Raw genomic sequence first — 8,897 nt, forward strand, 5'->3', positions numbered from 1 at the left:
CTAGGCCTTGCTGGCAGCGACAACGGCCTTGGCCGCTTCGGTGAGATCGGAAATCGGCGTGATGGCGAGGCCGGATTCGCGCAGCAGCGCCTGGCCCTTTTCCATGTTGGTGCCCTGCAGGCGCGCAATCACCGGAATCTTCAGACCAACCTGCTTGACCGCGGCGATGATGCCTTCGGCGATCAGATCGCAGCGGACGATGCCGCCGAAGATGTTGATGAAGATCGCCTTCACTTCCGGGCTGGCGGTGATCAGCTTGAAGGCTTCGGTCACCTTCTCCGCCGTGGTACCGCCGCCGACGTCGAGAAAGTTCGCCGGCTGGCCGCCGTGCAATTTCACGATGTCCATGGTCGCCATCGCCAGACCGGCGCCGTTGACCATGCAGCCGATGTCGCCTTCCAGAGTCACGTAGTTCAGATCGAACTTGGCAGCGGCACGCTCGCGCTCGTCTTCCTGCGAGCCGTCGCGCATCTCGGCGATGCTCTTCTGGCGGAACAGCGCGTTGTCGTCGAAATTCATCTTGGCGTCGAGCGCGAAGACATTGCCTTCGGCGGTGACGATCAGCGGATTGATCTCGACCATGCTGGCATCGCATTCGGTGACGATCTTGTAGACGCCGGCCATGATCTTGGTGAACTGGTCGACCTGATCCTTGCTCAGGTCCATGAAGAAGCCGAGTTCACGCGCCTGGTACGCCTGGAAGCCGGCAGCCGGATTGACGGTGACGGTCTTGATCTTTTCCGGGGTGTGCTCGGCAACTTCCTCGATGTCCATGCCGCCGGCAGCGGAGGCCATCAGGATCACGCATTCGCTGGTGCGGTCGACGAGCGCCGACACGTACAGCTCGCGGACGATGTTGGAAGGCTTTTCGACCCAGACCGAATTCACCGGCAAACCCTTGGCATCGGTCTGCTTGGTGACCAGCATCTTGCCGAGCATGCCCTTCGCTGCTTCTTCAGCGGCATCGGCACCGCTGACCAGCTTCACGCCGCCGACCTTGCCGCGACCGCCTGCGTGCACCTGCGCCTTGACCACGACCTTTTCCGTGCCGAGCTGCTTGGCGACGGCGCGGGCCTGTTCCGGACTGGTGGCCAGACCACCCTGTGGTACCGGAATGCCGTAGCGCGCAAATACTTCCTTCGCCTGATACTCGTGCAGGTTCATGCTTCCCCCAAAAGGATTGCAATGGCCCCGGTCACAATCTGCGCCGGGCGCCTGTGCGGAATTGATACAGCCGGACGGCTGCGGCCAGCATTCTCCCTGAATCATTCGATGCAGGCAAAGCATTTGCACCGCTACACTCGTGCTCTTGTCAGTTCATTGTTAAGGCGTGTTCATGTCCCTACTCATCCGGGTATTGCTGCTGGTCGCCGTAGGCGCTCTGCTCTACCGCAGCTATGTCCGCTGGCAGTTGCAGAACCGTCAGCGCAACGCGCCGCCGCCGGAACGCTTCGAACCGATGGCGCGTTGCACGGGCTGTGGCACCTATCTGCCGTCGAACACGCTGTCGCCCAGCCAGCGTTGCGGAGCCTGCGAGCAGCGGCCGTGATCGTCACGCAGCGCTGAGGCTGCGACCGGAACCATGGCCAGCCTGGTTCGCGATCCCTTCGTCGATCCCGAGGACTGGCGGATCCTCAGAACGCTGGCCGTCTATCGGCTGGCTCTGATCGCGCTGCTGCTGGCCGTCCATTTCCTAGAACTCAGCGCCTGGTTCTTCGATCACTCGGAGCCGAGCAATTTCTTCCGCATCGTCGCCGCCTACGCACTGCCGGCGCTGTTGCTGCTGATCGCCACCTATCAGCGCTTTCCATCGAGCGGCATGCAGGCGCATCTGGCGTTCTTCGTCGATGCGCTGGCGATCCTGCTGCTGATGTATGCCGCGCATGGCGCGTCATCCGGCCTCGGCGTGCTGTTGATCACGCCTGCCGTTGGCTGCAGCCTGGTGCTGCCGCTGCGCCTGGGCCTGCTGCACGCAGCACTCGCCACCTTCGCGGTGTTCGGAGCGGAATTCCTGCGCCAGTCGATGAACCGCATCGAAGGTGCGGATCTGACCAACGCCGGGCTGATCGGCCTGATGCTGTTCGTCACCTCGCTCGGTGCCGGCGCGGTGGCCGCGCGGGCGCGCAAGAGCGAAGCGCTGGCGGCACGTTTCGGCAGCGATCTGGCCAGCCTGTCGCGGATCAACGAGCGGATCGTCGAAAGCATGGACACGGCGGTGCTGGTGATCGATGAAGAACGCCGTCTGCGCCTGCAAAACGCTGCCAGCCGGCGTTTGCTCGCCCGTTCCGATGGCGATTCCGATAGCAGCCAGAGCATCGACGGCCAGTCGCTGATCAGCGCCGCGCCGATCCTTGCTCAGGCGCTGTACCGCTGGCAGGAAGCGCCGAACCTCGATCCCGAACCCATCGCCCTGAGCCCCGGCGGCGCCGATCTGCTGCCGCGCTTCACCCGCCTGGGCCAGAACGCCTGGGCGCCGGTGCTGGTGCTGCTCGAAGATGCGGCCCGGGTGCGCGAACAGGCGCAGCAACTGAAGCTGGCCGCGCTCGGGCGCCTGTCGGCCGGCATCGCTCACGAGATCAGGAATCCGCTGTCGGCGATCCGCCACGCCGGCCAGTTGCTGGCCGAATCACCGGCGCTGCCCGAGCAGGATCGGCGCCTGCTCGACATGATCCAGCGCCACACAGTGCGCATCGACAAGATCGTCGAAGACGTGCTGCGCCTGTCGCGTCGCGATGCCGCCGTGCCGCAGAACCTGCTGCTGCGCAGCTTTCTCGAACGCTGCATCGCGACCTGGGCCGAAGGCTGCCCGGATGGTGCGCGGGCGATTCGCATCGACTCGATTCCGGAGCACCTCAGCGTGCGCTTCGACCCGGACCAGTTGCAGCAGGTGCTGCACAACCTCTGGCAGAACAGCTTCGAGCACGGCGCACTGGAAACCGGAGAAGGGGCCGATAACGCCGAAACGGTCGCGATCAACGTGCGCCTCAGCGCCGGCCGTCTCAGCCCGGGCCAGCGGCCCTATCTGGACATCATCGACGACGGTCGCGGTATCCCGGCCGAAGTACGCGAGCAACTGTTCGAACCGTTCTTTACCACCGCCCGTCGCGGCACCGGCCTGGGACTGTATTTGTCTCGGGAAATATGTGAATACAATCAAGCACGTCTATCGCATGTGCCACGTAGCCCAGGAACTCGAGGAACCCAGTTCCGCCTCGTGTTCGCGGCCAGCGAAGCACCGCTTACTCCCGTCCCGACTCGTTCATGAGCAAAGCCCCCGCACAAGCCTTGATCGTCGACGATGAAGCCGACATCCGCGAACTGCTCGAAATCACCTTGCTGCGCATGGGCTTAGGCACTCGCGCCGCCGGCACCGTACGCGAAGCGCGTGCGCTGCTGGCCGAGCACAGTTTCGAGTTGTGCTTGACCGACATGCGCCTGCCCGACGGCAACGGCATCGAGCTGGTCAGCCATATCCAGAAGAAGCATCCGGGCCTGCCGGTCGCGGTGATCACCGCCTACGGCAGCGCCCAGGCGGCCGTCGAAAGCCTGAAGGCCGGGGCTTTCGATTTTGTCTCCAAGCCCATCGATCTGACCCAGTTGCGCAAGCTGGTCGACACCGCACTGAAGCTGAAGCGCGAGAGCACCTCAGGCGACGGCGGTCTGCTCGGCAACACCCCGGTGATCGAAGCGCTGCGGGCGCTGATCGATCGCCTGGCGCGCAGCCAGGCGCCGGTGCACATCACCGGCGAATCCGGCACCGGCAAGGAACTGGTCGCCCGGCTCATCCACACGCGTAGCCCGCGCGCCGATGCGCCGTTCGTGCCGGTGAACTGCGGGGCGATTCCGGCCGAGCTGATGGAAAGCGAATTCTTCGGCCATCTGAAAGGCAGCTTCACCGGCGCCACGCGTGACAAGGCCGGCCTGTTCCAGGCGGCGGAAGGCGGCACCTTGTTCCTCGATGAAGTCGGCGATCTGCCGCTGCACATGCAGGTGAAGCTGCTGCGCGCATTGCAGGAGCGGGCGGTGAGGCCGGTCGGCGGCGATACCGAAGTGGCGGTCAACGTCCGGGTGATCTCGGCGACCCACAAGGACCTGAGCCAGCTGCTGGCACTCGGCACTTTCCGCCAGGATCTCTATTACCGGCTCAATGTCATCGAGGTACGCACGCCGTCCCTGCGCGAGCGCCGCGACGACATCCCGCTGCTGACCCAGGCGATCCTGGTCAAGCTGGCTCGAAGCAATGGCCTGGCGACGACGCCGACGCTCGATGCCGCCGCCCTCGCCCGTCTCTGCGAGCACCCGTTCCCGGGCAATGTCCGCGAGCTGGAAAACGTTCTCGAGCGCGCCGTCACGCTCAGCGACGGCAGTTCGATCCTGGCTTGCGATCTGCAGCTGCGGGGCGATTGCGTGACCCGCGCAGCCGCTGCGCCAGTTGCCGCGCAGAGCGCCGTCGGCAACGATCTCGAAGGCCAGATGGAAGACATCGAGCGCCGCGCGATCGTCGAAGCGCTGGCCACGGCGCGCTACAACAAGACCCGCGCCGCGGCCCTGCTCGGCATGAGCTTCCGGTCACTGCGCTACCGGATCAAGAAGCTGAACATCGAGTGACGCGGCGGCACCACTTCTTGCTTCATTGACCCATCACATTCATTGGGGAATTCGTTGAAAGCTTTCTACTGTTCATCGATCGCCGCGCTGGTCCTGCTGTCCGGCTGTGCCGGCAAGTCCGCGAAGCCGGACGCCGAGCCCGTGCCGCCGGGCGTGCTGGCACTTTCGGCGCCGGCCAAGGGCGATCCAGCCCAGCGGCTGACGGCACTGCTGGCCAGCGAATGGCAGCGTTGGCTGGTCGATCACCCCGAGGAAGCCTCGCTGACCGGCGACCATCGCTACGACGATCGCTGGACCGACATGAGCCTGGATGCGATCGAGGCACGCCATCTCGCCGACGCTGGGGCGCTGCTGAAGCTGCTGGAGATCGATCGCGAGCGCCTGACGCCAGCCGCGCAGCTGAACTTCGATCTCTACCGTCAGCAGCTCGAGCGCGACATCGAGGCCTACCGCTATCGCGGCCATCTGCAGCCGATCAACCATCTCGGCGGCGTGCAGACTTCCGACCAGCTCGCCGAAGCGCTGCAGTTCGAAACCGTGCTCGATTACGAGAACTGGATCCGCCGCATCCGTGGCATCGACGCTGCCGTCGATCAGAGCATCGTCCTGCTGCGCATGGGCCTCGCCGAAGGCCGCACCGTGCCAAAGGTGATCATGAAGCGGGTGCCGCCGCAGATCGACCGGCAGCTGGTCAAGAAGCCCGAAGCCAGCCCGCTGTACACGCCGTTCCTGAAGTTCGCTGCGAGCGTGCCGGAAGACCAGCGCGCCCGGCTGGCCGACGCCGCAAAGGCCGCGATCCGCGACAGCGCCCTGCCCGCCTGGCAGCGGCTGAAGGACGTGGTGGCGAAGGAATACCTGCCGAAGTGTCGTGATTCGGTCGGCGCCTCGGAATTGCCCGAAGGCCGTGACGCCTATGCCTTCGCGGCGCGCACCAGCACCACCACCAATCTGACGCCGGACGAGATTCACGATATCGGCCAGCGCGAAGTCACGCGCATCCGCGGCGAGATGGAAGCGATCCGCAAGCAGGTCGGCTACCAGGGCAACCTGAAAGCCTTTTTCACCTATCTGCGCACCGATCCGAAGTTCTTCTACCGAGATGGCGCGACCTTGCTGAGCGCTTATCGCGATATCGCCAAGCGCATCGATCCGGAACTGCCCAAGTTGTTCGGCAAGCTGCCGCGCCTGCCTTACGGCGTGCGCGCCGTGCCCGAGGCCAGCGCCCCGGACACCCACACCGCCTACTACCAGCCGGGCGCCGCCGATGGCACCCGCGCCGGCAATTTCTACGCGAATCTCTACAAGCCCGGCTCGCGGCCGAAGTGGGAGCAGGAAGCGCTGACCGCCCACGAAGCAGTGCCCGGCCATCATCTGCAGATCTCGCTGCAACAGGAACTGGTCAGCGATGCTGGCGGCACGCTGCCGGCGTTCCGCAGCCAGATCTCGTTCACTGCGTTCGTCGAAGGCTGGGGCCTGTACGCGGAAAGCCTCGGCCCGGAGATCGGCCTGTATAAGGACCCGTACTCGAAATTCGGCCAGCTCACCTACGAGATGTGGCGCGCCGTACGCCTGGTCGTCGACACCGGCATGCACGCCAAGGGCTGGAGCCGCCAGCAGGCGATCGACTTCTTCAAGGCCAACACGCCGCGCGCCGAGCTCGATATCACCAACGAGATCGATCGCTACATCGCCTGGCCGGGCCAGGCGCTGGCCTACAAGATCGGCGAGCTGAAGATCAAGGAACTGCGCGCTCGCGCAACGGCGGCACTAGGCTCGAAGTTCGATATCCGCGGCTTCCACGACGTGGTGCTCGGCTCCGGCGCCGTGCCGCTGGACATCCTCGAGCGGAACGTCGATGCCTGGATCGAGCAGCAGGACGGCGGCGTGATCGTCAGGCTGCGCGGCACGCCCTAGGCCAAGCTCAGAAGACGCTGCGGACCAGGCCGCCTTCAGCGCGGATCGCCGCGCCATTGATGATCGCGGCGCGTGCGCTGCAGACGAAGGCGACGACATCGGCGATCTCGCTGGGATCGATCAGCCGGCCGATCAGCGAGGTCGGCCGGTTCTCGGCGATGAAGCGCTTGCCGATCTCGTCCGCGCCCAGGCCAGGAAACAGATCGGCCATGAATTTCTCGACGCTCTCGGTGCGCGTCGGCCCCGGCAACACCGAGTTGACCGTCACCCGCGTGCCCTTGGTCAGCTCGGCCAGCGCCCGCGAGATGCCGAGCTGCATGGTCTTGGTCGCGCTGTAGTGGGCCATCTCCGGCGCCGGGCTGACGCCCGATTCGCTGGAGATGAACACCACCCGGCCATCCCCCCGCGCCAGCATGCCGCGCAGATAGTGACGCGCCAGGCGCACGCCGCTCATCACGTTGACCTCGAACAGGCGCTGCCAGTCGGCATCGCTTTCCTCGAAGAAGCCGACCGCCTCGTAGATGCCGAGGTTGTTGACCAGGATGTCGACCTCGGGCAACTGCTTGATCGTTGCTTCACAGCCTTCGGCAGTGCCGTTGTCGGCGGCCAGCGCGATCAGCTTCGCATCAGGATTTGTTGCACGGATGCTGGCGATCGCCTGGGCCACGGCCTTGTCGCTGCGGCCATTGACGATCACGGTTGCGCCTTCGGCCGCCAGCGTGCGGGCGATCTCCAGGCCGATGCCGCCACTGGATGCCGTGACCAGCGCGGTGCTGCTTTCGAGTCCTAGTTTCATGAGTTTCCAATCCGTAAAAGAAAAGGCGCGGCGCCGGAGTTTGTCCGGGGCCGCGCCGAAGGGTAGCGCGGCGAGCGTGCCGCGCGAGGAGGAACTGCTTGATCGCTTACGCAGCGCGCGCGTAGCTGCGTGCTTCGGCGATCTTCGCTGGCACCGCACCGGCGGCGACCGGGAACAGGCCGAACACGGTGCGAACGTTGTCGACGGTGATCGCCGCTTCGCCGATCGCCGCCTCGCTGTAGCCCTCGCGAGCCAGGCGAGCCCGCTCGGCACTGGCATCACGTTCGGCAACCACCGCGTCAACGTAATCAGCCAGCATCTTCAGGCGGGTGCCGAGTATCGACGGCGCGCTCGGCGCAGCCAGATTCGGCACTGCCGGCAAGCGGCTCTGAACCACGGCCTGCTCGACCACGGTCAGCGCGGAATCACGGCCGAACAGGCCGGCGCGACGAAACATGGCCGCCAGCAGCGGACGCGGCAGGCCGGTAACGGCCACGATATTGGTACGGGGAAGGTTCTGGGTACTGATGTTCTGGCTGTTGCTGTTCATCGATCTGCTCCTGTTTCAACGCCGGCTTGCTGGCGTTTCATGGAGCGCACTTTGCTCTTTGCCTGATCGCAATAGAAGACGTCATTTACGAATTCTATTTTTGCAATTTTGCAAGATAAGCCTCAGGCTGCCGTCATGAACTGGGACGATCTGCGCTATGTGCTGGCCATTTCCCGCGCCGGCGGCCTGAATGGCGCGGCGCGGCTGCTGGCGGTCAATCCATCGAGCGTCTATCGCCGCCTCGAAACCCTGGAACTGGCGCTGGAAGTGCGGCTGTTCGAACGCCTGCGTGCCGGCTACCGGCTGACACCGGCTGGCGAGGCCCTGGCCGAAGCGGCGGAAAAGATGGAGCGCGAGGCGCTCGCCGTCGAAGGCCGGATCAAGGGCACCGACGTGCGCCTGGAAGGCCACATCCGGCTCAGCACCAGCGAAGCCGTGGCCCTGCATCTGCTGCCGCGCTGGCTGGCAGAGTTCCGCGATACCTATCCCGGCCTGACCCTGGACATCGCCTCGACCAACCAGATCGCCGACCTGTCCAAGCGCGAGGCCGACGTGGTGATCCGCGGCACCGCGCATCCGCCCGAGCATCTGGTCGGCCGCCGGGCCGGCCGGATCGTGTTCGCGTCCTATGCCTCGAAGACCTATCTCGACCGGGTTGGCCGTGGCCGGCCGCTCGCCGACTACGACTGGCTCGGCTTCGAGGGCCCGATGCTGCGCGTGCAGCAGGCCAAATGGCTGGCCGCGAACGTGCCGGAGCCCAGAGTCCGCCTGCGCTACGACAGCTTCGCGCCGCTGCGGCTGGCGGTCGCCTCCCACCTTGGTTGTGCTGCGCTGCCCTGGTTCGCCTGCTTCGACGATCCCGAACTCGAACGCCTGCCCGACACTGAAAACGACTCCGGCTTCGATTTCTGGGTGCTGACCCATCCGGACCTGCGCAAGAGCGCCCGCGTCCGCGCCTTCCTGCAGTTCTTCGGCACGCGCTTGGCGGCGCTCGATGAAACGGTGATGGGCAGCGTCGCAGCGATCTGA

General features: G+C 65.3%; 8 protein-coding genes. 5 read left to right on the forward strand and 3 right to left on the reverse strand.

The features are described from left to right. Positions 1 to 1,164 carry an ADP-forming succinate--CoA ligase subunit beta gene (gene sucC, locus Q0D45_RS06840; RefSeq protein WP_293390360.1) on the reverse strand — a complete coding sequence of 388 codons (1,164 nt, stop codon included), beginning with the start codon at positions 1,162 to 1,164 and terminating at the stop codon, positions 1 to 3. 172 nt (positions 1,165 to 1,336) lie between these two features. On the opposite strand from sucC, the gene Q0D45_RS06845 reads away from it, so the two are divergent. From Q0D45_RS06845 to Q0D45_RS06860, 4 genes are read left to right on the forward strand one after another with little or no spacing between them, the layout of a single operon-like run. Next, a complete protein-coding gene (locus tag Q0D45_RS06845; RefSeq protein WP_293390363.1) occupies positions 1,337 to 1,549 on the forward strand; it encodes a hypothetical protein in 213 nt (70 codons plus the stop codon). Between the two features lie 33 nt (positions 1,550 to 1,582). Further along, the gene (locus tag Q0D45_RS06850; protein WP_293390366.1) at positions 1,583 to 3,265 is read left to right on the forward strand and encodes an ATP-binding protein; all 1,683 of its coding nucleotides are present in this window, start codon (positions 1,583 to 1,585) and stop codon (positions 3,263 to 3,265) included. Next, positions 3,262 to 4,608 carry a sigma-54 dependent transcriptional regulator gene (locus Q0D45_RS06855; protein ID WP_293390369.1) on the forward strand — a complete coding sequence of 449 codons (1,347 nt, stop codon included), beginning with the start codon at positions 3,262 to 3,264 and terminating at the stop codon, positions 4,606 to 4,608. Before Q0D45_RS06850 ends, Q0D45_RS06855 begins: the two co-directional genes overlap by 4 nt. Positions 4,609 to 4,662: 54 nt before the next feature. Continuing rightward, complete coding sequence (locus Q0D45_RS06860) at positions 4,663 to 6,522, forward strand: DUF885 family protein (protein ID WP_293390372.1); 1,860 nt, start codon at positions 4,663 to 4,665, stop codon at positions 6,520 to 6,522. 7 nt (positions 6,523 to 6,529) lie between these two features. Here Q0D45_RS06860 and Q0D45_RS06865 read toward each other — a convergent pair whose 3' ends face one another. Both Q0D45_RS06865 and Q0D45_RS06870 read right to left on the reverse strand, forming a co-directional pair. Then, positions 6,530 to 7,318: an SDR family oxidoreductase gene (locus tag Q0D45_RS06865; RefSeq protein WP_293390375.1), complete on the reverse strand. Its 789-nt coding sequence runs from the start codon at positions 7,316 to 7,318 to the stop codon at positions 6,530 to 6,532. Between the two features lie 106 nt (positions 7,319 to 7,424). Next, positions 7,425 to 7,868 carry a hypothetical protein gene (locus Q0D45_RS06870; protein WP_293390378.1) on the reverse strand — a complete coding sequence of 148 codons (444 nt, stop codon included), beginning with the start codon at positions 7,866 to 7,868 and terminating at the stop codon, positions 7,425 to 7,427. Positions 7,869 to 8,003: 135 nt separating this feature from the next. Here Q0D45_RS06870 and Q0D45_RS06875 point away from each other — a divergent pair, with 135 nt between their 5' ends. Next, positions 8,004 to 8,897 (forward strand): LysR family transcriptional regulator, encoded by an 894-nt coding sequence (locus Q0D45_RS06875; RefSeq protein WP_293390381.1) that lies wholly within the window; start codon positions 8,004 to 8,006, stop codon positions 8,895 to 8,897.

The organism is Nevskia sp. (assembly GCF_023266035.1).
Classification (GTDB): Bacteria; Pseudomonadota; Gammaproteobacteria; order Nevskiales; family Nevskiaceae; genus Nevskia.